19 protein-coding genes are annotated in these 24,535 nt (G+C 43.8%); 8 read left to right on the top strand and 11 right to left on the bottom strand.

Features of this window, described 5'->3' with window-relative positions; translation table 11 throughout:
- Window positions 1-21 precede the first annotated feature (21 nt).
- The gene (locus ACP26M_RS16910) at window positions 22-1,326 is read left to right on the top strand and encodes an IS4 family transposase (protein ID WP_426589693.1); all 1,305 of its coding nucleotides are present in this window, start codon (window positions 22-24) and stop codon (window positions 1,324-1,326) included.
- Window positions 1,327-1,587: 261 nt separating this feature from the next.
- Here the strand turns inward: ACP26M_RS16910 and ACP26M_RS16915 are convergent, their stop codons facing one another.
- Both ACP26M_RS16915 and ACP26M_RS16920 read right to left on the bottom strand, forming a co-directional pair.
- On the bottom strand, window positions 1,588-2,394 hold the full coding sequence (locus ACP26M_RS16915; RefSeq protein WP_426581665.1) for a phytanoyl-CoA dioxygenase family protein: 807 nt from the start codon (window positions 2,392-2,394) through the stop codon (window positions 1,588-1,590).
- Between the two features lie 263 nt (window positions 2,395-2,657).
- A complete protein-coding gene (locus tag ACP26M_RS16920) occupies window positions 2,658-3,437 on the bottom strand; it encodes an SDR family NAD(P)-dependent oxidoreductase (RefSeq protein ID WP_426581667.1) in 780 nt (259 codons plus the stop codon).
- Between the two features lie 226 nt (window positions 3,438-3,663).
- On the opposite strand from ACP26M_RS16920, the gene ACP26M_RS16925 reads away from it, so the two are divergent.
- On the top strand, window positions 3,664-4,827 hold the full coding sequence (locus ACP26M_RS16925; protein ID WP_426581669.1) for a hypothetical protein: 1,164 nt from the start codon (window positions 3,664-3,666) through the stop codon (window positions 4,825-4,827).
- A gap of 3 nt (window positions 4,828-4,830) precedes the next feature.
- Here ACP26M_RS16925 and ACP26M_RS16930 read toward each other — a convergent pair whose 3' ends face one another.
- Window positions 4,831-5,859 (bottom strand): S66 peptidase family protein, encoded by a 1,029-nt coding sequence (locus tag ACP26M_RS16930; protein WP_426581671.1) that lies wholly within the window; start codon window positions 5,857-5,859, stop codon window positions 4,831-4,833.
- 154 nt (window positions 5,860-6,013) lie between these two features.
- Here ACP26M_RS16930 and ACP26M_RS16935 point away from each other — a divergent pair, with 154 nt between their 5' ends.
- A complete protein-coding gene (locus tag ACP26M_RS16935; protein ID WP_426581673.1) occupies window positions 6,014-7,282 on the top strand; it encodes a formylglycine-generating enzyme family protein in 1,269 nt (422 codons plus the stop codon).
- Between the two features lie 559 nt (window positions 7,283-7,841).
- Here ACP26M_RS16935 and ACP26M_RS16940 read toward each other — a convergent pair.
- On the bottom strand, window positions 7,842-8,573 hold the full coding sequence (locus ACP26M_RS16940; protein ID WP_090534090.1) for a GntR family transcriptional regulator: 732 nt from the start codon (window positions 8,571-8,573) through the stop codon (window positions 7,842-7,844).
- Between the two features lie 462 nt (window positions 8,574-9,035).
- On the bottom strand, window positions 9,036-10,355 hold the full coding sequence (locus ACP26M_RS16945; protein ID WP_426581675.1) for a vanadium-dependent haloperoxidase: 1,320 nt from the start codon (window positions 10,353-10,355) through the stop codon (window positions 9,036-9,038).
- 242 nt (window positions 10,356-10,597) lie between these two features.
- Here ACP26M_RS16945 and ACP26M_RS16950 point away from each other — a divergent pair, with 242 nt between their 5' ends.
- Window positions 10,598-14,155, top strand: a complete 3,558-nt coding sequence (locus ACP26M_RS16950) for a VCBS repeat-containing protein (protein ID WP_426581677.1) — start codon at window positions 10,598-10,600, stop codon at window positions 14,153-14,155.
- Between the two features lie 107 nt (window positions 14,156-14,262).
- On the opposite strand, the gene crtD is transcribed toward ACP26M_RS16950, so the two are convergent.
- The 6 genes from crtD to ACP26M_RS16980 all read right to left on the bottom strand — a co-directional run bounded on the left by crtD (window position 14,263) and on the right by ACP26M_RS16980 (window position 20,224).
- A complete protein-coding gene (gene crtD, locus ACP26M_RS16955; RefSeq protein ID WP_426581679.1) occupies window positions 14,263-15,738 on the bottom strand; it encodes a 1-hydroxycarotenoid 3,4-desaturase CrtD in 1,476 nt (491 codons plus the stop codon).
- A 97-nt stretch (window positions 15,739-15,835) separates the two neighbouring features.
- Window positions 15,836-16,387 (bottom strand): type 1 glutamine amidotransferase domain-containing protein, encoded by a 552-nt coding sequence (locus tag ACP26M_RS16960; RefSeq protein WP_426581681.1) that lies wholly within the window; start codon window positions 16,385-16,387, stop codon window positions 15,836-15,838.
- Between the two features lie 195 nt (window positions 16,388-16,582).
- On the bottom strand, window positions 16,583-17,491 hold the full coding sequence (locus tag ACP26M_RS16965) for a LysR substrate-binding domain-containing protein (protein WP_426581683.1): 909 nt from the start codon (window positions 17,489-17,491) through the stop codon (window positions 16,583-16,585).
- Between the two features lie 9 nt (window positions 17,492-17,500).
- Entirely contained in the window at window positions 17,501-18,283 is a 783-nt protein-coding gene (locus ACP26M_RS16970) for a hypothetical protein (RefSeq protein ID WP_426581685.1), read from the bottom strand.
- Between the two features lie 72 nt (window positions 18,284-18,355).
- Window positions 18,356-19,138, bottom strand: coding sequence for a hypothetical protein (locus ACP26M_RS16975; protein ID WP_426581687.1), 783 nt, complete (start codon window positions 19,136-19,138; stop codon window positions 18,356-18,358).
- Window positions 19,139-19,216: 78 nt separating this feature from the next.
- Complete coding sequence (locus ACP26M_RS16980) at window positions 19,217-20,224, bottom strand: aspartate-semialdehyde dehydrogenase (RefSeq protein ID WP_090534105.1); 1,008 nt, start codon at window positions 20,222-20,224, stop codon at window positions 19,217-19,219.
- Window positions 20,225-20,894: 670 nt separating this feature from the next.
- Between ACP26M_RS16980 and ACP26M_RS16985 the strand changes: the two genes are divergently transcribed.
- The 4 genes from ACP26M_RS16985 to ACP26M_RS17000 all read left to right on the top strand — a co-directional run bounded on the left by ACP26M_RS16985 (window position 20,895) and on the right by ACP26M_RS17000 (window position 24,338).
- Complete coding sequence (locus tag ACP26M_RS16985; RefSeq protein WP_426581689.1) at window positions 20,895-21,848, top strand: NAD-dependent epimerase/dehydratase family protein; 954 nt, start codon at window positions 20,895-20,897, stop codon at window positions 21,846-21,848.
- A 144-nt stretch (window positions 21,849-21,992) separates the two neighbouring features.
- Entirely contained in the window at window positions 21,993-22,718 is a 726-nt protein-coding gene (locus ACP26M_RS16990) for a YebC/PmpR family DNA-binding transcriptional regulator (RefSeq protein ID WP_090534133.1), read from the top strand.
- Window positions 22,719-22,886: 168 nt separating this feature from the next.
- On the top strand, window positions 22,887-23,102 hold the full coding sequence (locus ACP26M_RS16995; RefSeq protein ID WP_426581692.1) for a DUF2442 domain-containing protein: 216 nt from the start codon (window positions 22,887-22,889) through the stop codon (window positions 23,100-23,102).
- 93 nt (window positions 23,103-23,195) lie between these two features.
- Complete coding sequence (locus ACP26M_RS17000) at window positions 23,196-24,338, top strand: hypothetical protein (RefSeq protein WP_426581694.1); 1,143 nt, start codon at window positions 23,196-23,198, stop codon at window positions 24,336-24,338.
- Window positions 24,339-24,535 lie beyond the last annotated feature (197 nt).

A 24,535-nucleotide genomic window follows, 5' to 3' on the forward strand; every position in this document is an offset into this window, starting at 1 on the left:
CAAACCAGCATCCGCTCAGTTATAGACCCTGATAAACTTTCTGAATTAGCTCGAAAAAGTGGTTTCCTACAAAGGCAGTCCAAGCTAAAACCATCGGAGTTTATCGACACGTTGATGTTTAGTGATTTAGACCATAGCCAGCTTAGTCTGCAGGATTGCTGTAACGATCTGGCCCAGCAACATCAGAAATCTTTAAGTAAAGTTGGACTGCACAAACGCTTCAATACAAGAACGCTTGACTTTCTGAAATCGGTTTTGTCAACCCAAATGGCTTTAAAGCTGGATCATGGCCAGCTAAACAGCTGGCAGCCTTTTTCACGTGTGCTAATCGCTGATTCCTCTAAGTTTACGCTACCCGACCAATTCGCGGAAGATTATCCAGGCTTTGGAAACTTTGGAGTATCTTCTATTATGAACATTCAGTATTCTTTTGATTTGAAGCACGGGAACTGGGAGAACCTTGAATTAACAAAAGCAACTGAAAATGACCAAAGTCATTCGGGAAAGACATTAGACCGGATCTGCAAAGACGAATTGCATATCCGGGACCTGGGGTTTGTAACATTAGAATATCTTGCAAGAGTAATTAAGGAAGAGGCATTTTTCCTGAACAGACCTCACCCACAGGTAAAGTTTGTCCAGTGCAGCAATGGTAAGCAGATAGATTGGGTAAAGCTGTACCAAAAGATGCAGAATAATAATAATCATTTTGATACGGAGGTTATTGTTGGAACAGGTAAAGATGCCATCACTTGTCGCCTGATCGCTTTACCTGTACCGGAGGCGGTATGGTCAGAACGAATAAGAAAAGCTGAACAAAAAGCAAAAAGTCAGAAAAGTAAACTTACTGATAAGTACAAGACCCGTTGTAAATTCAGCGTATTCATTACCAATACAACGAAAGAATCCCTTAACGCGGCAGCTATTATTCAATTGTATCGCTTACGATGGCAGATTGAATTAGTATTCAAAACATGGAAATCGTTGTTCGGTATACATCAGATCAAGGCAGTTAAAAAAGACAGATTGGAATGCCAGTTGATCGCCAAATTCATATGGATATTACTCAACTGGAAGATCTTCCGATGTATCGATGCAGCTATTCAAAAGGGAGTGCCCGGATACGCTTGCTCTATGTGGAAGTTTTTCAAGCAGGCACGCCAGTTTGATTATGCATTAAGAAAAGTGGTAAAAAGCTCCATGAGCTTTGAACAGTGGTGCGAGATATTCATTTTCCCAATTATAAAAAACATGCTCATTGAACCTAAGAAACGGAAAAAAGCAGCCTTTGAGATTGTTTACGACATATTCAATCCCTTAGGTTAACGGATATGGTGACAACACCAACAACGGCATAAGTAAAAACCTAAAACCTACGCCGCCACTCGGCTGGAGCCGAGCGGCGGCGGCGTGACTCGGAGAGAATGATTCAGGTAATATTCAGGCCTGACCCGTTCTTCTTAAATATTTCGGTGCATATTTTACAGGGATTTTAACCAGTGCCTGCTCTGTGAAAAAGCTTTTAAGGGCTGCTATTTTCCTGGTGCGGATAAGATAGCTGATGAATAAGGCAATTAACATAAATTTTTACTTAACAATAGTTGCAAAACGTTGATAAAAAGCGGTAGGGCTGTCGGCATGCTTGGGCTCATATTTACCTGCAATAATGGGGATATAGATTACCCTGCGGCGGCTTGCTTCACCAATTACGGTTGACTGGGCTACGCGGTGCCATAAACGGCCATCATGTATGGTCAGATCGCCGGCAGTGGGGATAATGGCTACCTCATTTTCGTCGGTATCATGATCAAGGAAATACTTTTTACGGAAAAGCATCTGGTAAAGGTTTTGTTTATGTGTACCGGGAAGGATGCGTAAACCGCCGTTCTCGGGTTTCAGCGTGCTGAGATGGATGCCGACATTCAACATCGGGTTTAACTTTTGGCCGTGAAAAATATCGCGCAGGCCATCGGTATGCCAGCCCATTTTGGTAAAACTGCTTTCGGGGCCGTTTACGTAGTGGTTAAAAACCATGCCGTCCTTTTCGTCGGTGCCCAGGCGCGAACCTTCACCTATCAGGTTAAGCAACACCTCGAAACGCGGATCTTTGGTGAATTCATTTAACAGGTTATGGTGCTGATTGATAAAAGCAAAACGCTGCACAATAGGCGAGCCGTCAAGGTCTTTACCGTATTTGATGGGTACGCCATTTACTTTTTCAGTGTTATTATTTATCCAGGTATTTTCAACCTGCTTTGATGCATTGATGATGTCGGTAACTGTTTCGGGCTTAATAAAACGTTTGAAATGGATAAAGCCGTGCTGATTAAAAAAAGCCTGTTGTTCGGACGTAATTGTTGAGCCTAATGTGAATTTTTGATATGACGCTGCCATGTGGAGGAAAAGATATTATTGTACCGGGAAATGAATTTGTAAACGCTGGGTACCGCCTGGGCGGTGGAAGAAAGGAGCGGATCCTTTAAGAGAAAATTAACAACAACAGCTGCACATGACCCTTGTTATCAAGGGCATTCGCATTGAGGATGCAAATAATATGTTGCGCGTATTGTTCAATGTATATTAAATATATCTTTTTAGTAGATTAATACAAATGTAAACAAATTGTTAATCACTCCAAATATTTATGAAAATATTCTTTAATGCTTGTAAAGCCCTGCTGTCACACGTTCAATCAGGCTTTTAGGACTGTATGTTGCCGCTGCGGCCGAGAGCTTATTTAAAAAACCGGGGACTATTTCGGCCTTTTTGTTGAACATTCCTTTTATCCCTATCGCCGCAACCTCATCTGCTGTCATGTTAAATTTGGCTGCCAGTTCGGCCAGGGCATCCATCCCTGCGCTATGGGCAAAGCCCGTATCTGTGGGGCCTGGGCAAAGGCAGCTTACTGATACCGGCGTTTCCTTAAGCTCATATCTTAAAGCCCGGCTAAATGATAAAACAAACGCTTTGGTGGCTGCATATACAGCCAGCGTTGGTACCGCCTGGTAAGCCGCGGTACTGGCTACATTGAGGATAAAAGCCTTTTGCTGCAATTTTAAAAGAGGGATAAAATGATAAGAGATTTCGGCAAGGGCGTTCATATTAACCTGCATCATCCGGGTTTGCGCGGCCAGATCCAATTCATCGAAATTTCCCCATGCACCATGCCCCGCGTTATTTATTAATATCGATACTGGTACATTTAAGTTTTTAGCCCAGTCAAAGACCCGGAGGGCCGCACCTGCGCCCGAAAGATCAATCGCGAGATAATCAGTCTTAACATGCAAGTTGGCTTTTATTTGGGCGGATACGGCAATGAGGTCATTCTCCGACCGGGAAACCAGCAGTAGGTTATATCCTTTTTGAGCCAGCAATATAGCCATTGACCGCCCAATGCCTTTACCTGCTCCCGTAATTAAAGCGTACTGATCCATCATTTTTATAAATATATCTGCACTGCAAGTTTAAATAAAAATAATCTACTAAACTTGTAGACTATTTAAAATGTTATTACGTTTGTATTGATATGAAAACTATACCGCCCCGTTTTCGTTTTTTAAGCTATAGCCAGCAAGGTTATTGTTGTTGCCGGTAAATCGTAACCGCCCCCCTACCCGCTATTATATCTGTAACACAACAATTGTCACAAGCTTAAAATTGATCATGACCGCTTATCGTACAAAATATTTATTCAGCGCCTTTGTAGTCATTGGTTCTATATTATCTGTACTTCCTGCATCGGCCCAGTTCTCGGCTTCGGTAAGATATAAGCTCAACCTGCGGCCCGATACATCTGCCCATAGTATAATAGATGATAGTTATTCATCCAAACTGCTTGCGGGGGTATCAAACAAACCTGTTATTGATAAAGCCGATGCCGCTTTTGAGACAGACCTGGAAAGTGAGCTGGATACCCATGCCGGCCGTAAAAAGGTTTTGAGCTATTTAAAAGAGCTATCGGCCAATAATACCGGCGAAAGTAATTATAACCAGGCGAAAGTTAAATCATATTATAAGCTTGCCAATGTATTTGCCAGGCTGCATTTGTACCCTTTGGCCATGAAGTGCTTTTTTAAAGCGATGGTATCTAAAAAAGCGGGAGGTGATCTTGCACCTGCTGCTCCGGATTCTCTTATTTCTGATACAACCGGCCGGCAGTTACATTTAAACAGCGGCCTGTTGGCCATTAATGCGAATGACGATTCGGTATTTGTAAACACCCCGGTTCAATTAAAAGATAAAAAAGAAAAGAAGAGCAAATCGATCACTTATAACCGCATCCTGAACACATTTGACGATGGCAAAAAAGCGGCTGCTTACGCGCTGTTATTTCATGTAAAACAACCAAAACCGGGTAAACCGACTGTATTTGTACGAGCTAACACCGGTCATACTTTTATCACCCTCATCAAGTACAACACCGATTCAAGCTCGGTTTCTGTTTCTTTCGGATTTTATCCTAAAAAGGACAATATATTTTCAGCCACTCCATGGGAGCCGGAAACCTCGGGCACTTTCAAAAATGATGAGGCGCACAAGTGGGATGAAGTAATGGGCAAGTTTATAACCGAACGCCGGTTTAAAAGGATCCTGAAGCTCACCCGATTATACGATGGGTTGGAGTATCACCTGTCAAAAAATAACTGTACCGATTTTGCTTTACAGGCAGCTTCCTATGCCGGATTTGGGGTTACCAACTCAAAAGGCTCATGGCCGCTGGGCCAGGGGAACAATCCCGGAACAACCGGGCAAAGCATAATAGCAGGCGGTATTTATGATAATGATAAAGCCGATCTGTTTATTGATTTTGATGAAAATCTGAAATAAAGGTTAAACAGATTTAAGCACACTTCCTTCCGTCCCAACCTCAAGTGTATGCCTTACACCGCATTTAAGGGCGAAATTATTTTTCTGATGGCCCACCGGGAAATCAAAGCAAACAGGATAAATATAATCCTTTACTTTTTCGATAACGATATCATAAATGGTATGGCCAAATTCTTCGCCTTCAATATCGGGCGTTAGTTGAAAGCCTCCTATAATTAGCCCGGCCAGATGCGAAAGTTTACCGCATTGCTTTAGGTTCCAGAACATGCGGTCGATATTGTAAAGGCGTTCATGGGTATCTTCAACAAATAAGATTTTTCCATTCGTATCAAGGTCAGACGGCGTACCCGAAAGCGTCGCGATCAGGCTCAGGTTACCGCCAACCAACGTGGCTTCGGCTTTGCCGAGGCGGTTTTGGGAGCAGGCAGGTGACGAATAATTAAGACTTTCGCCGGTAAGCGCCTGCCTTATGGATTGAATAGTGGCTATCTGCATAGCATCGGCCTTTGCCCAGTCATCAGGAAAACTATTGCACATTTTTGAATGCAGGGTTGCGATACCAAAATTCCGGTTGATATGGCAGTGCAGGGCAGTAATGTCGCTGAAGCCGATAATCCATTTAGGATTTTTCTTAAACTGTTTGAAATTGAGTCGGTCAATGATCCTCACCAATCCGTAACCCCCTCTTGCACACATAATGGCTTTAATCTCGGGGTTATCCAGCATCTGCTGCAGGTCTGCCACGCGTTCTTCATCTGTTCCTCCGTATATAAAATCCTTTTTGCCGGTGTTATTGCCAAGCTCTACCTTAAAGCCCCAGGTTTGCATAAGTTGTACAGCCGGCATAAGGTCGGCCAGGCTCATATATCCCGATGGACTAATAATGCCTATGGTATCTCCAGGTTGCAAATAAGGGGGGATTTTGTGACGGGCTTTAGTATAGGGATTGGGTGGCGTAACCGACCACGCCCCTGAGGTTGATAATGCGGCGCCGGCAGTGACTAAGGATGAGATGAAGCGTTTTCGGTTCATTTTATACCTGCTGCATTTTGATACAACAGGATTTATAAAAGTATAAAAAACGGGGTAATAAGTGATGAATACCCGGCAGGTAAAATTCATTATCCTATAATCTTTACATAACCTATCGCCTGCTTTTACCTAAAGATCAGTAAGTTTGAATTTGATGAAGATAAAGCATATCCCATTTACCGGACTTAAATTATTTACAGGGTTAACCCTGATGCTATTGTCTCTCGTTTTCCAGGCTTGCCACGCCTCCGGCCATAAAAATGAAACTGATACCACAAACTCAAGGCTTGTTAATGCATCATCTGCCGGATTTAAAGTTAAAGCAGCCATTTCCTGTACCAAAAACGGGATGATCAGGGAAGACAGCATTTTATACATGCAGCAAGGCGGGGAGGCATTTAAACCCACAATAGTTAACTTGAACCGTACATCTGCCAATAAAGCTGATCGGGATATGGCATGGATTCCTGGTGGTATCTTTAGCATGGGTGGGGTTAATCCAAGGGGTATGACCGATGGCGGTATGGAAGCCATGGACGATGCCAGGCCTGTTCACCGGGTTTTTGTTGATGGTTTTTACATGGATAAAACCGAGGTAACCAATAACCAATTTGCCAAATTTGTAAAAGCTACCGGCTATATAACCGTGGCTGAACAAAAACCTACCGAGGCTGAATTTCCGGGTGTACCGGCCGAAAAACTGGTTGCCGGATCGGTGGTTTTTACGCCGCCGCATCAAAAAGTGCGATTAGATGATATTTCGCAATGGTGGTCGTACCAAAACGGGGCCGACTGGAAACACCCGCTTGGGCCGGGCTCCGACTTGATAGGGAAGGAAAATTATCCGGTAGTACAGGTAGCCTGGGAAGATGCTGCTGCCTATGCCAAATGGGCCGGAAAACGCCTGCCCACAGAGGCCGAATGGGAGTTTGCTGCAAGAGGAGGTAAAGCCGGTGAGCTATACCCCTGGGGCAACCAGTTAAAACAGGACGGGCGCTGGATGGCCAACACATTCCAGGGATCTTTTCCTAATCATGATAATGCCGAAGATGGTGAAACCGGCCTGGGACCAATAAAAAAATACCCTGCGAATGCTTACGGTTTGTATGATATGGCCGGCAACGCATGGGAATGGTGTGCTGACTGGTACCGAAATGATTATTATAATAGTTTTAATCCTAATATGGTTGCGCGCAATCCTAAAGGGCCTTCTGATTCTTCAGATCCGCAGGAGCCGGGGCAAAAAAAGAAGGTTCAAAGAGGCGGCTCATTTTTATGTACTGACCAGTACTGCACCCGCTATATGGTAGGCTCGAGAGGTAAAGGCGAATATCGCTCGGCAACAAACCACGTTGGCTTTAGGTGTGTAAAGGATGTTAAGCATGGTAATAATACGACACAGGATACCCAAAAAGCACTTTAATATATTTCGTGATATTATATATAAGAGTTTATCGGGAACAATGGGTAACAAGTTCAAAAGCTTTCTGCTTTAAGCATTCCGCCTTCCGCTTCAAAAAGGGCATAAAAAAAAGAAGCACTCCTGATGGGCAGGAATGCGTTCTAACCAATTATAAACCTAAATTATGAGAAGAGATGTAAACCCGGAGTCGAACCGGCGGCGCTGCCTGTCAGCCATTCACATGATGTTACAAATATACGTGTAATCTTTACATTTATTGTCATCTTAGTATGAAAATTTTATTTTTATTGGTATTTTTTTATAGATAGCGATTGGTTTATGGATAATTGGCAATGAACTAATGAACATAGTCGTTAACTTAAAAAGTGGGGGATTGCGAGATTCCCTCTTAAGTTTAACTTAACCCATAAAATACTGGGACCATTTGAGTGGCAAAGCGCGTGGTTTTGTCCCTCTGGGGCAATGGAAAGCTGGAGGCGCTAATATGCTACAAACCTTTGCACCTCTGGTGCAGCTTGTCAATTCTTAACTTAACGGTATCGGGTATAGCGCTTTATAATCAGGTCCTGCGGCTTTCCACAGTGTATACGAAGCTTTCGGCTTTGTAATAGCCGAGGTTATACTCCATGGGGCGCTCGCCCTGATCGTAAACAAATCTTTTTCTGAACAATACGGGGCTACCGGTTTCAATTTCAAGCTTGGCGGCAATAAACTTATTAGCTTCCAGTGCACTGATCTCTTCTTTTGACAGGTTTGCTATCGTAGAATATTCGTCCTCCAGCATTTCATAGAGCGGGCGTTTAAAATCCTCCTCGCCGGTAAGGCCTATCCGCGGGTGAAAATAAGAGATGAAATAAACAAAAGGATTGTCGCTGCTGCCCCGTAACCGCTCCATTTTCACAATTTTTTTCTCTGTACTGATATCGAAAAAGCTGGCGGTGCTTTCATCAGGAAATACCCAGCTTACATGCAGCTCATAATTTTTTACGGTAATACCTCTCGCTTTCATTTCCTGCGAAAAACTGAGCCAGTTCATCGATTTTGAACTGATCCTCGAGTTAGCAACTTTGGTACCAAAACCCTTTTTGCGGATCAACAGTTCTTCGTAAACCAGTTTGTTAATAGCCTGGCGCAGTGTTGTGCGGGATATAGCCAACTTTTTTGCCAGTTCTACCTCGTTAGGCAATAATTTACCCGCCTGGTAAACCGGATCTTTGATCAGTTCGCGAAGCAATTGCTCGGCCTGTATATGGAGTGGAATAGGGCTTTTATGGTCGATGGCTAATTTCATAGTGGCTTTTACTAACCTTAATGAGGATATAAGTACAGGTAAAGATAGTAAAAGGTTAATTATGTATTTACATGGTTTAAGCGAGTGTTTTTAATTTGCCAAACAGGATATTTATAGATTGTATGGAACGTTAATGATTCAATGACTTATTCTATTTCTACCAACCTAACTATACAGCAGTTATTGGTATCGATTATTTACTTTCAGATCTTCATAGCTTAAATGTTCATACAAATGAGTTTTTCATTGTTTTAATATTATAAATTGTTCCATAATTACCCCTCGACTAAAGGTACAACTGATGGAAATAACCCTTATAAATTCACCTGATTATGCCGTTATGAATCTGGCGAAAGCGTTACTACTTTCATACTATTTGCTGTTCCTGGTATCAGTATTTATATTCTGAACTGGCGCCGGGTTGGGCCATTCATAAAAACACGGTCGAAACCAGTCATCCGGCTACTTCTTAGTATGCAACTTAGTTAACGCAAATTGCCCTATCCTATCGCCCTCATCTACACCGTTAGTTATTGATGGCATATAATGGATACCTCCGTAAAACCTGCTGATAGCGGCCTCTTCGGCCGCGGCTTTAAAGGATTTAAAATTGCGCGCGGGGATGGCAAACTCCATTTCTGTCGAGTCGACGAACGAAAATTCATCGCCAAATAATTTGCCTAACACGGCTGCTGATGCGGTAGATACAACACTATGCCCGCTGGTATACTCGGGGAAAGGCGGCGTTTGCAGCAATGGCATCCAGCTTTGATCAATATACTGGTTAATGTAAGTTTCGGGCCTGATCACCTTGCTCCGGTATTTTTCGTCCCAGCAGTTTATAAAACTATCTGCAATAACTACAGCTATACAAGCATAAGCTTCAGCGCTTTTCACGTAACCGGCCTTCGCCTTGCGACATGCCAGCGCCGTGATATTGATCCAATGCCCTCCCGGCGAGATTTTTTTTGTGGCAAACATAGTGTGCCCGTTGATATTCACCTTAAAGGGGTTATCATCCCAAAAAGTGGCGATAGTCGCCTCATCATCGGTGAGGTGCTTGCCGGTATCATATACTTCCATAGCCAGTTTATAGAAATTACTGCCGGGAATGTTGCTAAAGGTAAAGGGATGGGCCGGTTTAAATTGCTGTGCCGAATCAAGCAAAAATGGTCGGATCTCGTTCCAGTGCGGTTCAATACCTTTCATGTAGGCCGGTGGGGTGGGCTTCCAGCTGGCATCATCGGTTTGCACATCATATTTTGATAATGAGCGGGTATGTTTATAGTTATCCTTGCCTGCCCATTTAATGATCCTGTCGGCAATAAGTTTACCGTACGCTATCGAATTATCATAAACACTATCGGGCATGCCGGTATTTTTAAACTCCTGCATCAGTTTGTCATGAAAACCCTCTATCCTGCCCTCACTCATCACCAGGATTTTGCCAACGGTTAAAATAGCATGCGATGCCGATAACGTGAAGCAATATTTTTTACCGGCTATAGGCTTAGGCACTGAGTCGAGCCCCTTCAGTTGCCCTTCAAGCGATTGGTAATGATTATCGCCATTTCGCGCAGCCTCATATGCAGCCACACTGATATAGGCATAAATACGACTGGCAACCGGCGGCGAATAAATATCATGCCTTACCACATCAGTAACATCTTTAATAGACCGGTGGATAAAATCCGGATTTTCGGCCGGTTTTTCCCAGCTCTTTTTACCGCATGATGAGCAGGTTATAATAACGATAAGTGCAAAATATAGTCTCTTCATCATGATGAAACAGCAACGGCTTGATCAGTTTAATTGGTCGGCCCCTCAAATCAGGGGTTCAGATCAAAGCTAACAGATAATCAATATTTAAGTATGTGCCGATAGTAATTAACTAACTTTTGATACAATTTGCAGAAACCGGAATTGTAAAATCCGTTTTCTTTACAGTGGCTTATTGCATTATAACCAATAAGTTAAAGCTTAACCAAAGCATAAACCATCAATCAATTATTAACCATATCTGCATGATAAAAAGTTTACCCAAAGCGTTTAAACTATCTACCTTATTGTTACTTTTTTTTGGTGCCGGATGTTCAAAAAAGTCATCGGGCCCAACGCTCTTTAAGCTGCTCGATGCTTCACAAACAGGTATCGATTTTAAAAATACCGTTACCGAAAGTGACAGCATCAACATACTTAATCACCCCTACCTGTATAATGGCGCCGGTGTTGGTATTGGCGATTTTAACCATGATGGCCTGCCCGATGTTTACTTTGCCGGCAACATGGTCGCCAATAAATTATACATTAACAAAGGCTCACTTACTTTTAAAGATGTTACCGATGTAGCGGGTGTAGCCGGTAATGGCGACTGGTACGCAGGTGTATCAGTAGTTGATATCAATAACGATGGCTGGCCGGACATATACGTCTGCTCATCATTTAAAAGCGATCCCAGCCACCGCAAAAACCTGCTTTTCATCAACCAGGCAACCAATAAAGATGGCGTGCCAACCTTCAAAGAATCGGCAGCAGCATATGGCTTGCAGGATACCGGCTACAGCACACAGGCTGTATTTTTTGATTACGACCATGACGGAGACCTTGACATGTACCTGCTCACCAATTTTTTAGGCAAAGAAACACCAGTGGCCTATCGCCCCAAATTAACTGATGGCAGCGCACAGAATAACGACCGCCTTTACCGCAACAACGGAAATGGCACCTTCACCAATGTAACCAAAGAAGCAGGGATATTGATAGAGGGCTTTGGCAACTCGGTTTCCATATGCGATGTGAATAACGATGGCTGGCCGGATGTTTATGTAGGTAACGACTTTATATCGAACGATGTACTGTGGGTGAACAATAAAAACGGCACGTTCAGCAACCGCGCGGGCGAGTATTTTAAACACACGGGCTGGTCGGTAATGGGATCGGATATGGTTGATATCAACAATGATGGCAAGGCCGACCTGGTATCGTTAGAGATGCTGCCCGAAGAAAACGTACGTAAAAAAACGATGCTTGTAGGCGATAATTACATTACCTATATCAACAATAACAAGTTTAAATACGAGCACCAGTACATCCGCAATGTGCTGCAGCTTAATCAGGGACAAACTCCTGCCGGCCATCCGCAATACAGCGAAATAGCTTACCAGGCCGGTGTTTATCAAACCGACTGGAGCTGGACACCCCTTGTGGCCGATTTTGATAACGACGGTTATCGTGACATGATGATCACCAACGGTTATCCCCGCGATGTTACGGACCTTGATCACGCCCTGTACAGTAACGATCAGGGCCGTACCGTTAAAGAGAATACTACTTTAGCTGCTGCCGATTCATTTCCGGTTGTAAAAACGCCGAGCTATGCTTTCAGGAATGCGGGCGGGTATTTGTTTAAAGATCAATCGAAAGATTGGGGAATTGTGAAACCTACCTTTTCAACCGGCGGCGTTTATGCCGATCTGGATAATGACGGCGATCTTGACCTCGTGATCAATAATATCGACGACGATGCTTTTATTTATGAAAACACGGCTAACAGCAAAACGCAGGTAGCCAAAGATCACCACTACCTAACTGTTGCACTACAGGGCGACAGCAAAAATATTGACGGTATTGGTGCTACCATCCGTATCTATTACAAAGGCAAGCAGCAGTTTTATGACCAGCAACCCTGTCGCGGCTATATGAGTACGGATGATGCCCGCGGGCATTTTGGCATAGGGGCCACTACATTTGTCGATTCATTGCGAGTACGCTGGCCCGATGGTAAAACCCAGTTGCTTACCAATGTTAAGGGAAACCAAACACTTACATTACAATATAAAAACGCGTCGGGCTATTTCCCGCCAGAGGCATCCGGCAAAATCATCCCGGTGTTTCAGGAGGCTAACAACCAAACAGGCATAAAATACGTGCACCAGGAAAAAGACGCTATCGATTATAATATCCAGCCTACCCTGCCGCACAAGCTAAGCCAGTATGGCCCGGCTATTGCCGTTGGCGATGTGGATGGCAATGGTTACGATGACCTTTTTATAGGAGGTTCAGCAGGTAACAAAGGGGTATTTTTTATGCAGGATGCAACCGGTCATTTCGCTAGGGATAACAACCGTTTTATGCACGAAGATTTTAAAGAAGAGGAAGACATGGGTGCATTATTGTTTGATGCCAATGGCGATGGCTTCCCTGATCTGTATATCGCAAGTGGTAGTTACGAATTCCAGAAAGGGCATACCACGGCTCAGGACAGGCTTTACATCAACGATAAAAAAGGCCATTTCACCCGCGACCTTGCCGCGGTGCCAGTGGAATACGATAACGGTTCATGCGTTCGCGCCGCCGATTTTGACGGCGATGGAGACCTTGACCTTTTTGTAGGTTCAAGATCGGTTTCAGGCGCTTACCCTTCATCACCCGTTAGCCATTTGCTCAGGAACGATGATGGTAAATTTACCGATGTTACCAGCCAGTTTTGCCCCGAACTGATACATGGCGGCATGATCACCGACGCGCTTTGGTCGGATTTTGACAAGGATGGCAAGGCGGACCTGGTGGTGGTTGGCGAATGGATGCCGGTTACCTTTTACAAAAACACCGGCCATGGCCTTAGCAAAATCAAATCGGGCATTGATGATCATGTGGGCTGGTGGAACAGCATTGTTGCCGGGGATTTTAACAACGATGGCAACATTGATTACGTAGCCGGTAACCTGGGCCAAAACTCAAACTACAAAGCATCATTTGAGCAACCCATGACCATTATGGGTAAAGATCTGGATGGTAACGGCTCCTTCGATGCCATGATATTTTGCTTTATGAAGGATGAGGACGGCTCACAGAAACCCTTCCCCATGCATACCCGCGATGACCTCATCAGCCAGGTGATCTCCATCCGCAAAAAATATCCAAGCTACCGCGGCTTTGGTCATGCGACGATGAATGATCTTTGGAGCGAAAAAGACAAAGCAGGTGCTGTGGTACTTAAAGCTACAGATATGAACACCAGCCTTATCACCGGCAAAGGCACTGGTACTTTTAGTATCAGTGCATTACCGCAAGATGCACAAATGGCCCCGGTGTACGGCATGATAGCTGAAGATGTTGACCACGATGGCAATCTCGACCTGATAATGACTGGTAACGACTTTGGCATGGAACCTTTTACCGGCAGGCATGATGCCTTTATGGGTTTATATATGAAAGGCAATGGAAAAGGCAGCTTTGCTCCGCTATCAGTAGCTAATAGCGGCATTTATATTGCGGGCGACGGTAAAGGGCTGGCAAGTGTGCAATCGGCAAAAGGAAGCGGGGTTTTAGTAGCTACCCAAAATCAGGATAGCATTAAAGTATTCCGCAAAACGGGCGTTAATTCTGCCAGGCGATATATTAAATTAAAGGCCGATGATTTTTATGCTGATATTACGCTCAAGAACGGAGGCAAAAAGCATATTGAATTTTATTATGGATCAACCTACCTATCGCAATCGTCAAGGATCTTGGAACTGGATGCCAATATAGCAGAGGTAACCATAACAAGCTATAACGGGAGAAAAAGGAAAGGGAGTTGATGGTTGTAAATTCATGCATGTTCGTCATGCCATACTAAACCGGCGGCCGATAGCCAAAAGGGGGGGGATATTGGTAAGTTAAACTCCAATCTTCCTCCTTTAATCAACTAATCAACCAACTCACTCACAATTTTTGCCGACAGCAAACACAGCGGGATCCCTCCTCCCGGGTGTACGCTTCCCCCGCAAAAATATAAACCTTTTATTTTTGAGGATTTATTGGCATGCCGTAAAAATGCTGCAAACCGGCTGTTGGAGCTGGTACCATAAAGCGAGCCCTGGTACGAGGACGTGCGGCTTTCGATGCTCCGCGGATCAAGGATGCTTTCATTAGCAATAAGTTTACGGATGTCTTTACTTAGCAAACGGCTTAACTTATTTAATACATTTTCCCTCGCCCCGGCTATCAGTGCATCCCAATCCTGCCCGGTATTAGCAGGTACGTTGATCATTACAAACCAGTTTTCGCAACTCTCGGGAGCATCGTCTGGTTTATATTTAGAGCTGATGTTGAGGTAGATGGTTGGATCGTGATAAATCTCTTTTTCCTTCCAAATGTGATTAAACTCGGCCTCGTAATCAGCACTGAAAAAAATGTTATGAAGGTCAAGCTCGCTGAACTGATCCCGGATCCCCCAATAAAATATCAGGGCCGAACTGCTTCGCTCCTGGTTTAATATTTTTTGAGGGTGAAGTTTGGGACGACTGCTTAGCAACTTGTGATAGGTGAACCAGATATCCATATTGGATACCACAAGATCCCCTTCAATTACTTCATCATTCGTCTTGATCCCTCTTACTTTATGTCCTTGCAATGCAATTTCTGCTACCGGGTTATTGTAGTGAAATTTTATACCTAATGATTCGGCCAGCTCCACTAAGCAAGAAGTGATATTATACATCCCTTTCTCCGGAAAATAAGCGCCAAAATGCTGCTCCAGGTGCGGGATTACGTTCAGCGTGGCCGGCGCATTATAAGGGTTTGAACCGTTGTAGGTTGCATACCTGTCGAAAAATTGCACTATCCTTTTATCCTTGAAAAAGACCTCATTGGCCTTGTGCATAGTGCGAAAGGCATCTATCTTACCAAACCGTAATATTGATTTAACCGTATCCCAGCACAGGTATGTCTTGAGCCGGTGCAATGAGCGCTCTAAAAAAACATGATTGGTAATATTATAGACCGTACTGCTGTTATCAAGGTAATGCTTTACAGCTGCGGCAGGTTCTCCTGTCTTTTCCTGTATCTCATCACTAAACTTGCTTGCATTGGCGTAGGCGGTTAAACGCGTACCATCTTCATAAAAATACCTGCAAACAACATCCAGCTTTTGATACCTGAAATAATCAGACGGGGTTTTTCCGGCCAGCTTAAAAAGCTCCTCGACATATTGCGGCATGGTAAACAGGCTCGGCCCGGCATCAAAGCGGTAACCATCCTGCTCAAACTGGCTCAACTTACCGCCGGGGTAACTATTAGCCTCATAAACCTCAACCTGATATCCTTTTACCGCCAGGCGGATAGCTGTCGCAATACCCGCTATACCGGCGCCAATAATCAAAGCTTTTTTGGGGAGAGGCATGGGGTAAAGATAAGCAAGCCCCCTCTAATCTCCCCCGGATGGGGAGACTTTTTAATACATAATAAAGCCCTCCCCATCCGGGGAGGGTTGGGTGGGGCTACACATGATGAACGCCTTCGCCTATCTCTTCAATAGCTTTACGGTTAAATGCTTCCAGGTCGTCAGGGCGGCGACTTGTTACCAGGCCATTATCAACTACCACTTCTTCGTCAACCCAATCGGCCCCGGCGTTTTTAAGATCGGTTTGTAACGATGGGTATGAAGTTAACCGTCTCCCGTTGATCATACCTGTTTCTATCAGCAATTGCGGGCCGTGGCAAATGGCTGCCAGCGGCTTGCCCTCATCCAAAAATGCAGATGCAAAGGCAACGGCGTCTTTATTTTGCCTCAATTTATCGGGGTTAAGCACGCCGCCTGGTAAAACCAGCGCGTCGTAATCATCAGGGCTTACTTCATGAAGCTGTTTATCAACATTGATCTCAATACCCCAATTGGTTTTATCCCAGGCTTTGATCTTTCCGCCTTTGGGCGATATCACATGTACTGTTGCACCTGCCTGCTCAAGGGCTTGTTTTGGGCTTGTTAATTCAACCTGCTCAAATCCTTCTTCGGTAAGGATTGCCACCTTACGACCATTTAAACTTGCCATAATTTATAATTTATTAATTAATGATTATAAAAATTAAATACAATATAAATACAGGCAAAAATAAGGATGGTTTTAGGAATTTTAAAAGAGACTATAATAACTTGATTAGTACCAATCTTGAATTAGGCTTCTTAAATAGTTTTCTCGCAGAGAGGCGAAAACACAAAGTTTTTTTCTGCCGATTTTGTGTACTTATTATTCAGATGAGTGTCCAATATGCTGCAACGCGTAGTTTATAAAGTTACTTGTCAGCCCATAATCCTCTGTCCCCTTACGACGGATAAAAAAGAAATCACGCTTAATTTTCAAACCTTCAATAGGCACTTCAACCAAATCACCTTCGGCCAATTGCCTGATGATTGACGGGCGCGGCATAAAGCCAAGACATTGATCGGCCAGCAGGAAGTTTTTCAAAGCTTCGGTACCACCAAGGCGGATCTTTACGGACAGGTCGGCCGGTTTAATATGCAAAGCAGACAAGGCTTTTAATACGGCATTCAACGTGCCCGAACCACGCTCTCTCACGGCGAGGGGCGTTTTTACAAACTGCTTTAATGTTAATGACTTGCCTGCCAGCGGACTTTTAGCCGAGCAAACCGGGATCACCTCATCACTCATAAATGGTTTGTATGATACGGTAGTGAGTTTGTTATCAACTTCGATAATGCCGATATCCACCTCATGGTTTAGCAAAGCGTTCAGGATGTACTCGCTGTTACGGTTTACAAGCTGTACATCCACATTGGCGTATTCGCGCTGAAAGCCAGAAAGTATCGAAGGTAAAATATACAGGGCAATAGTTGTACTTGCGCCCAAACGCAAATGCCCGGCAGCCTGCGAAAGATTGCTTAACACCGAAAGATCATACTCTATCTTCCGCTCTATCTCTGTTGCCTGTTGTAAATACTCATTTAGCTTATTTCCGGCTTCGGTTAATAAAATACTGTTGCCCTTACGCTCAAACAGGGGCACTTTATATTGATCTTCAAGCGCTTTAACATGTTTACTGATGGCCGGCTGCGTAATAAACAGCACCTGGGCAGCCTTACTGAAACTCAGGTTGGCGGCAACTTCCATAAAAACACGATGGGCGAAAGAGATCATGGGGCAAAGTTAATTTTTTACCCGTTCAAAGTACTTACCTGTAAATTTATATACGATATAGTCGCGGGTAACCTCTCGTTTTGCATTAACTAACGGACTATGGATGCTTTGTGTTTTAGCATCATAATAAATAGTCGGGATCACTTTCATATTAACTACCGAAAGGAAGTTATAATCAAAATAAAGCTTGCTATGCATCCCGGTTGGGGTTTTAACCAATAATACCACTCCGTTCAATTTACCATTCTCGACAGTAAAAAACTGGATGCCCTGGGTAGCATCAACACTGGAACGTACCGAATTATACGCCGCCAGGTAGTAAACCTTGTTGTTTGCCTTGAGGGTATAGATTTTGGAGTACCAGTAAACCGGGTTATGCTTTTTGCCAACGGAATCCATTTTAAGCGATGACGATACTTTGCCGCTAACCTTATACTGCAAAACATTGTCAAAATCATAGCCGGTGCTGCCCAGCCTGGTATCCCACGAATAAGTACGGAACAAGCCATCGGCAGATGTGGCGATCACTACCCGTTCTTTAACCAGTTCGGTAAATGGATAATTAATAGTTCCGGGATATTTGGAGGTATAATACTTCAGCTTAAAACCGAAGATCTTGTTCATTTTTTCTAATGAATCAATTGCTTTCCACTCTTTTTTGTGAGTACCGTAATAGTTTACCCTTTTAAAAATCCGTAACAGGTCGGTTTCAATGGCCTGCGGACTCTGGGCAAACAAATTTGCTGAGTAAAAACAGCAGCAGAAAACAATTATTAACTTAAAGGTTTTCATCGGTAAACAAGATACACAAAAAAAGCAAATCCGGCAGACATTCTGTTACGATGATTGCCAGTTAGCTGTTTTTTAGCTTTTTATTTTTTCAAAATACCGTCCGTTGAATTTGTAGGTGATAAATTTTGAGGTAACCTCTGCTTTGGCATTTACCAGGGGTACATATATAGTTTGCGTTGTTTGATCAAAAGTGATAGTAGGACGTTTTTCAAACGGGATATCAACCACCGAAAAGAAGTCATAATCATAATAGATCTTACTTTTCAACCCGGAACCTGTTTTGATGACCTTCACATCGTCATTAAGTTTTCCGTTTTCTATATCAAAAACCTTGATACCGGTACCTGCATCTTTACTTGAATATATAGTGCCGTAAATGCCCAGATAGTAAGTTTTATCGCCCGTTTTAAAAGTGTACAGGTTGCTGTAAAAAGGTATATAAATTTCCTGGCTCCCGGTAAGCAGCACTGATTTTGTTTTAGCGTCAACTTTATACTGCAGCACATTAGCAAAATCGCGCATGGTACCTCCCTGCCAGGTCTCCCACGAGTAGATCCTGAACAAACCATCTGCCGAAGTGAAAATATCAAGTTGCGCTTTCTTTAGCGAGTTAAAAGGCATACCGATGGAGGCGGGATAAGTTTCTGCATACTTTTTTAACTTGTTGCCAAATTCGTCATTAGCATCTCCCAAAGCATCGCTCGCGCCGTCGTCGCCTGTATCTTGTTTCTGATGCCAGTATTCAATCTTTTTAAATGATTTAAGCAGATCGGACTCAACAGCCTGCGGTGTTTGTGCAACGAGTTTATTAACTGTAATAAAACAGAATAGAGCAATCAGGTTCAAGGCTTTCATAACAAAATATTACTGCATAAACATAGGGATAATCAAACGACTATCCCTATCCTATTCTTCTGAAAAGAAATATTCTGCTTACGCTTCAACCGGCTGACCGATCAAGTGCTGAGCAGCAAGGTACTCGGCAATCTGCACGGCATTGGTAGCTGCACCTTTACGCAGGTTGTCAGATACAATCCAGCAGTTCAGCGTATTGTCCTGAGTTTCGTCACGACGGATGCGGCCTACAAATACCTCATCTTTATCATGCGCGTCGAGCGGCATAGGGTATTTCAGGTTAGCAGTATCGTCAACCACCACAATGCCGGGCGCGTTAGCCAACAGTTCACGAACTTCGGCCAGGTCAAAATCATTTGCAAACTCAATGTTAACCGACTCAGAGTGGCCACCCATAACCGGGATCCGCACAGTAGTAGCAGTTACTTTAATGCTGTCATCGCCCATGATCTTTTTAGTTTCGAGGATCATTTTCATTTCCTCTTTAGTATAACCGTTTTCGGTAAATACATCAATCTGCGGGATCACGTTCAAATCGATAGTGTAAGGGTAAACTTTCGGTCCGTCGATACCTTTACGCTCGTTAAACAACTGATCAACAGCTTTAACACCAGTACCGGTAACCGACTGGTAGGTTGAAACTACCACCCTTTTAATTTTATATTTATCGTGCAGTGGTTTTAAAGCCACTACCATTTGTATAGTTGAGCAATTTGGATTGGCGATGATCTTATCTTCGGCAGTAAGTACATCAGCGTTTACTTCAGGCACAACCAGTTTTTTGGTTGGGTCCATGCGCCATGCCGATGAATTATCAATAACAGTTGTACCAGCAGCCGCAAATAAAGGAGCCTGCTGTAATGAAGTGCTTCCGCCGGCCGAGAAAATTGCTACGTCCGGCTTCATCTTAATCGCATCCTCAACAGAAACCACCTTAAATTGCTTACCCTTAAAAGTAATTTCTTTACCAATACTTTTTTCTGAAGCTACGGGAATTAATTCTGTAACGGGGAAGTTGCGTTCTGCAAGAACCTGCAACATTTTGGTGCCTACTAATCCTGTAGCACCTACTACTGCGACTTTCATTTTTTAAATTGTTTTTGAATGTATCAGGCTGCTTCACAGCGCCTGTTTTTAATTAATTATGTGTTTTAAAAGTTAAACCCTCAAATATGCACATTTTTTTGGTATCGGAGAAATATTAAGTCTATGGTTATTGTGGGGATTAGGGAGTGGTTGATTAAGTGAATGGTTGGTTGTCTGAATCAGAATTTTCAGGATTTGAGAATTAACAGCATGAAATCCCGATACTGGCGCAAGTCTTGAGCGAAGGCCAGCGGGTGGCAGACTTGTGACTTCTGCAAGCGATTAGTTTGTCTGAACCGGAATTTTTAGAATTAAGTGAATTAATAGAATGCCAGGCAAAATTCCAGAAATTCCAATAATTCGTTTAATTCGAGTTCAGACAGAAACTAACTGCAAACTGCCTAATCAAAACTGCTAACTGAATCAGGACGTTACCTGCGGCCCGCGCTATCCGCTCATACTACACAAGGCATTAGCCACAGGCCGGTATCCGCTACTATCGCTAACGCGGAAAAAGTCTGAAGTCTGATGTCCGTAAGTCCGAAAAATTAAAATGGCTTGGACTTTCGGACATCAGACTTCAGACTCACTCCCACTCACCTAATCAACCCAATCAACCACTCACTTAATAAACCAATTTCCTACCTTTGCGCGGTAAACTCAAAATTGCATGAGCGAAAAGATCTTAGTGATAGGCGCCAATGGCCAGATCGGTACCGAACTGGTAATGGCTTTGAGAAATATACACGGGGCCGAAGCGGTTATAGCTTCGGATATTAACAGCCCAACCTATGCTATGCGCGGCAGCAGCGGACCGTTTGAATTGATCAATGTACTTGATAAAGACAACCTGCACCATATATTTGATAAGCACCGCCCAACACAAGTTTATCTGTTAGCTGCCATTCTTTCGGCGGTAGGAGAGCAAAAACCCAAGATGGCCTGGGACCTGAATATGACCGGTTTGCTGCATGTGCTTGATTTTGCGGTTGAGTTTAAAGTAAGTAAAGTTTTTTGGCCAAGTTCTATAGCGGTTTTCGGGCCGCATTCGCCGCAGCATAATACGCCGCAGTATTGCGTGATGGACCCTAATACAGTTTATGGGTTTAGCAAACTTGCAGGTGAGCGCTGGTGCGAATACTATTTTAATAAATACGGCCTTGATGTGCGCAGTATCCGTTATCCCGGTTTAATAGGTTGGAAAGCTAATCCCGGCGGTGGCACTACTGATTATGCCGTACATATATTTCACCAGGCATTAAAAGCAGGCAGCTATGAAAGCTTTCTGGCCGAAGGTACCGCCCTGCCCATGATGTATATGGATGATGCCATCAGGGCTACCATCAGTTTGATGGATGCACCTGCCGAACAGATCAGCATCCGCTCATCATATAACCTGGCTGGCATTAGCTTTACACCTGAACAACTGGCAGCGGAAATCAAAAAACTGATTCCTAAATTTGAGATCAGTTACAGTAATAACGACCCGCGACAAGCCATCGCCGATAGCTGGCCAAAGTCAATAGATGACAGTTACGCGCAAAACGACTGGGGCTGGAAACTGGAATATGACCTACCAAAAATGGTGGCCGACATGTTGACCAATTTGAAAACAATAATTTAAGGTTAAAGGCGAAAGGATAAAGGTTTTTATCTGTCATTATATAAACAAATATTATATTTACCGCCTTGTCTTTATAAGGCAAAGCTTTGTAATACAACAAGGTTGATCTATCACTATCAACCATGAACAATGAACTAAAAAAACATGGGAAGAGCATTTGAATTCCGCAAAGAAAGAAAGTTTAAGCGCTGGGCCAAAATGGCAGTGCAGTTTACCCGTTTAGGTAAGGAAATTGTAATGGCTGTAAAAGCCGGCGGCGGCGATGTTAACACCAACTCACGCTTACGTACCGCGGTACAAAACGCCAAGGCTGTAAACATGCCTAAAGACCGTGTTGAAGCCGCCATTAAACGCGCGAGCAGCCGCGACGAAAAAGATTACGAAGAGCTTGTTTACGAAGGTTACGCGCCTTATGGGGTTGCCGTGTTGGTTGAAACCGCTACCGATAATACTAACCGTACTGTTGCCAACGTACGCAGCTACTTTACCAAATACGGTGGCTCATTAGGCAAAACCGGCTCGCTTGATTTTATCTTTACCCGTAAATCAGTTTTCACTTTTGAGCCGGGCGACCGCGACCTGGAAGAGCTTGAATTTGAATTGATAGACGCAGGTTTGGAAGAAATATTTGTTGAAGCCGATGAAAATGGCAACGATATTGCGGTAATCCATACAGCTTTTGAAGATTTTGGTAAAATGCAAAAAGCGTTAGAAGAGATGGGTATCGAAGTAAAATCGGCCAAGCTGGAGCGTATCCCGCAATCATTCCACGCTGTTAGCGAAGATCAGGTGCCTGAAATTATGAAACTGATTGACCGTTTGGAAGAAGACGACGACGTGCAGGCTGTTTACCATAATATGGCGGAGTAATCCTGGTATCGGATTCCGGAATTTCGATTTCGGATTTAGTTCCACTCAAACAATAAACACCATGTCATTGCGAGCGATAGCGTAGCAATCGCACAGAAGCATCATCGCTCTGTACAGCATGCGATTGCTTCGTCGTTCCTCCTCGCAATGACATAAAGAAGAAACATCATGCCACTATTCAACACACGTAAAGGAGAAAAAAAAGTAAAGGTTACCTTTGCTAACGGCCTTCTTTTTGTGGAAACTGATGGTGGCAAGCCGCAGGCTTTCCCGCTGGAATGGTTTCCACAGTTATTAAACGCTACCGATGAGGAACGTGAAGACTGGAGCCAGACCGAAAAAGGCGTCCACTTTAACAAGCTGGGTGTGGATGTAACGCTATGATCGATTTGAAGATTTTGAAAATGTGCCAATTTGAAAATGAGAATCGAACTGGCATTTTCAAATTTTCAAATTGTCTAATTTTCAAATTGACTAATGGTTTTTGAAGAATTTTTAAAGAAGAAAAGAATTGACCTTGCCGCCCTGCAACAGGGCGAACCTGCTTTGTTTTCTGAATTTAAAGATCACTTTGAACAGATGGGCGAAAAAAGCTTCGACCATACCAAAAAATACTGGTTTAATAAACTAAGGCGGCGGTTCCCGGTTCCGCTTGAAGTTAAAACCGAAAAAGCACATATCCAAAACCCGCTTGCCGAGCAAACCATTACCGAAAGTTTGACAGAACCCGGTACGCCGTCCAAAGTTGGCTTTACGCCGAAGTTCCGTCCAGTCGCACCAAAACCTGCAGCTCCTGCTGAAGAATCTAAACAACAGGCAGCTGAACCCACAACATCGGCAACGTCATCCCCTGAAACTGCCCCCAAACCAGCGTTCAAGCCACGCTTTAACCCGGCTATGGCAAAGGCTAAACCGGCAGCAAGCGAGGCATCTTCAGAAACCGATAAAGAACAACAAGCTGAAGCTCCTGCCCCGACTGCAGAAATTCCTGTAACACCAGGCAAACCGGGTTTTAAACCTCGCTTTAACGCGGCAATGGTAAAACCAAAGGCAGCTGAAACAGAAACACAGGCAGAAGACAAAAAGGAAGAAACTCCGACAACCCCGCCTGCGGATGCACCGGCACCTAAAATGGGCTTTAAGCCGCGCTTTAATGCCGGTATGGTAAAACCCAAACCGGTAGAAAATGAAGCGCCTTTTGAAGAGAAAAAAGAGGATGGTCCGCCTGAAGAGCCTCAAACGCCGGTAACCGAAGCACCTACCCCTAAAATGGGGTTCAAACCTCGTTTTAACGCGGCCATGATGAAACCTAAACCGGCTGAATCGGAACAACCAGTTGAAGAGGTAAAACCATCAGCCGAGATTCCGCAACCAACGATTGAAGAAATAAAACCGGGTTCTGAACCTCCCGCACCAAAACCTGGTTTTAAACCACGCTTTAATGCAGCGGCAATGAAGCCGAAAGCTACTGAAACTGAAGCTCAGGCAGAAGATGAGAAAGAGGATAAGCCGACCGAAGAGCCACAGACACCAGCTACAGAAGCTCCTGCACCTAAATTAGGTTTCAAGCCACGCTTCAACGCCAAAAATCTTCCCAAGAAATCAGAAGGGGAAGAATAGGTCGATAACTTTCAACAAATTTATTGTCATTCGAGCGGGGAACGAATGAGAAATCTCCTCCCTGCAGAGCCGACATGCTTATGGTACTTGCGTGGTGTATAAGGAGATTTCTCTTTCGCCCCAGCGCTATTGCCCACCTCTGCTCAATCGAAAAGACATTTTTATTTAAAGCAATTTTCATTTTGTTTAGCGTGACC

This window comes from Mucilaginibacter sp. R-33, assembly GCF_049949235.1.
Lineage (GTDB): Bacteria > Bacteroidota > Bacteroidia > Sphingobacteriales > Sphingobacteriaceae > Mucilaginibacter.

Bases quoted from the DNA above. Each gene is read 5' to 3' on its own strand.
- ACP26M_RS16915 (WP_426581665.1), bottom strand. From the start codon at position 2,394: ATGGCAGCGTCATATCAAAAATTCACATTAGGCTCAACAATTACGTCC.
- ACP26M_RS16920 (WP_426581667.1), bottom strand. From the start codon at position 3,437: ATGATGGATCAGTACGCTTTAATTACGGGAGCAGGTAAAGGCATTGGG.
- ACP26M_RS16925 (WP_426581669.1), top strand. From the start codon at position 3,664: ATGACCGCTTATCGTACAAAATATTTATTCAGCGCCTTTGTAGTCATT.
- ACP26M_RS16930 (WP_426581671.1), bottom strand. From the start codon at position 5,859: ATGAACCGAAAACGCTTCATCTCATCCTTAGTCACTGCCGGCGCCGCA.
- ACP26M_RS16935 (WP_426581673.1), top strand. From the start codon at position 6,014: ATGAAGATAAAGCATATCCCATTTACCGGACTTAAATTATTTACAGGG.
- ACP26M_RS16940 (WP_090534090.1), bottom strand. From the start codon at position 8,573: ATGAAATTAGCCATCGACCATAAAAGCCCTATTCCACTCCATATACAG.
- ACP26M_RS16945 (WP_426581675.1), bottom strand. From the start codon at position 10,355: ATGATGAAGAGACTATATTTTGCACTTATCGTTATTATAACCTGCTCA.
- ACP26M_RS16950 (WP_426581677.1), top strand. From the start codon at position 10,598: ATGATAAAAAGTTTACCCAAAGCGTTTAAACTATCTACCTTATTGTTA.
- crtD (WP_426581679.1), bottom strand. From the start codon at position 15,738: ATGCCTCTCCCCAAAAAAGCTTTGATTATTGGCGCCGGTATAGCGGGT.
- ACP26M_RS16960 (WP_426581681.1), bottom strand. From the start codon at position 16,387: ATGGCAAGTTTAAATGGTCGTAAGGTGGCAATCCTTACCGAAGAAGGA.
- ACP26M_RS16965 (WP_426581683.1), bottom strand. From the start codon at position 17,491: ATGATCTCTTTCGCCCATCGTGTTTTTATGGAAGTTGCCGCCAACCTG.
- ACP26M_RS16970 (WP_426581685.1), bottom strand. From the start codon at position 18,283: ATGAAAACCTTTAAGTTAATAATTGTTTTCTGCTGCTGTTTTTACTCA.
- ACP26M_RS16975 (WP_426581687.1), bottom strand. From the start codon at position 19,138: ATGAAAGCCTTGAACCTGATTGCTCTATTCTGTTTTATTACAGTTAAT.
- ACP26M_RS16980 (WP_090534105.1), bottom strand. From the start codon at position 20,224: ATGAAAGTCGCAGTAGTAGGTGCTACAGGATTAGTAGGCACCAAAATG.
- ACP26M_RS16985 (WP_426581689.1), top strand. From the start codon at position 20,895: ATGAGCGAAAAGATCTTAGTGATAGGCGCCAATGGCCAGATCGGTACC.
- ACP26M_RS16990 (WP_090534133.1), top strand. From the start codon at position 21,993: ATGGGAAGAGCATTTGAATTCCGCAAAGAAAGAAAGTTTAAGCGCTGG.
- ACP26M_RS16995 (WP_426581692.1), top strand. From the start codon at position 22,887: ATGCCACTATTCAACACACGTAAAGGAGAAAAAAAAGTAAAGGTTACC.
- ACP26M_RS17000 (WP_426581694.1), top strand. From the start codon at position 23,196: ATGGTTTTTGAAGAATTTTTAAAGAAGAAAAGAATTGACCTTGCCGCC.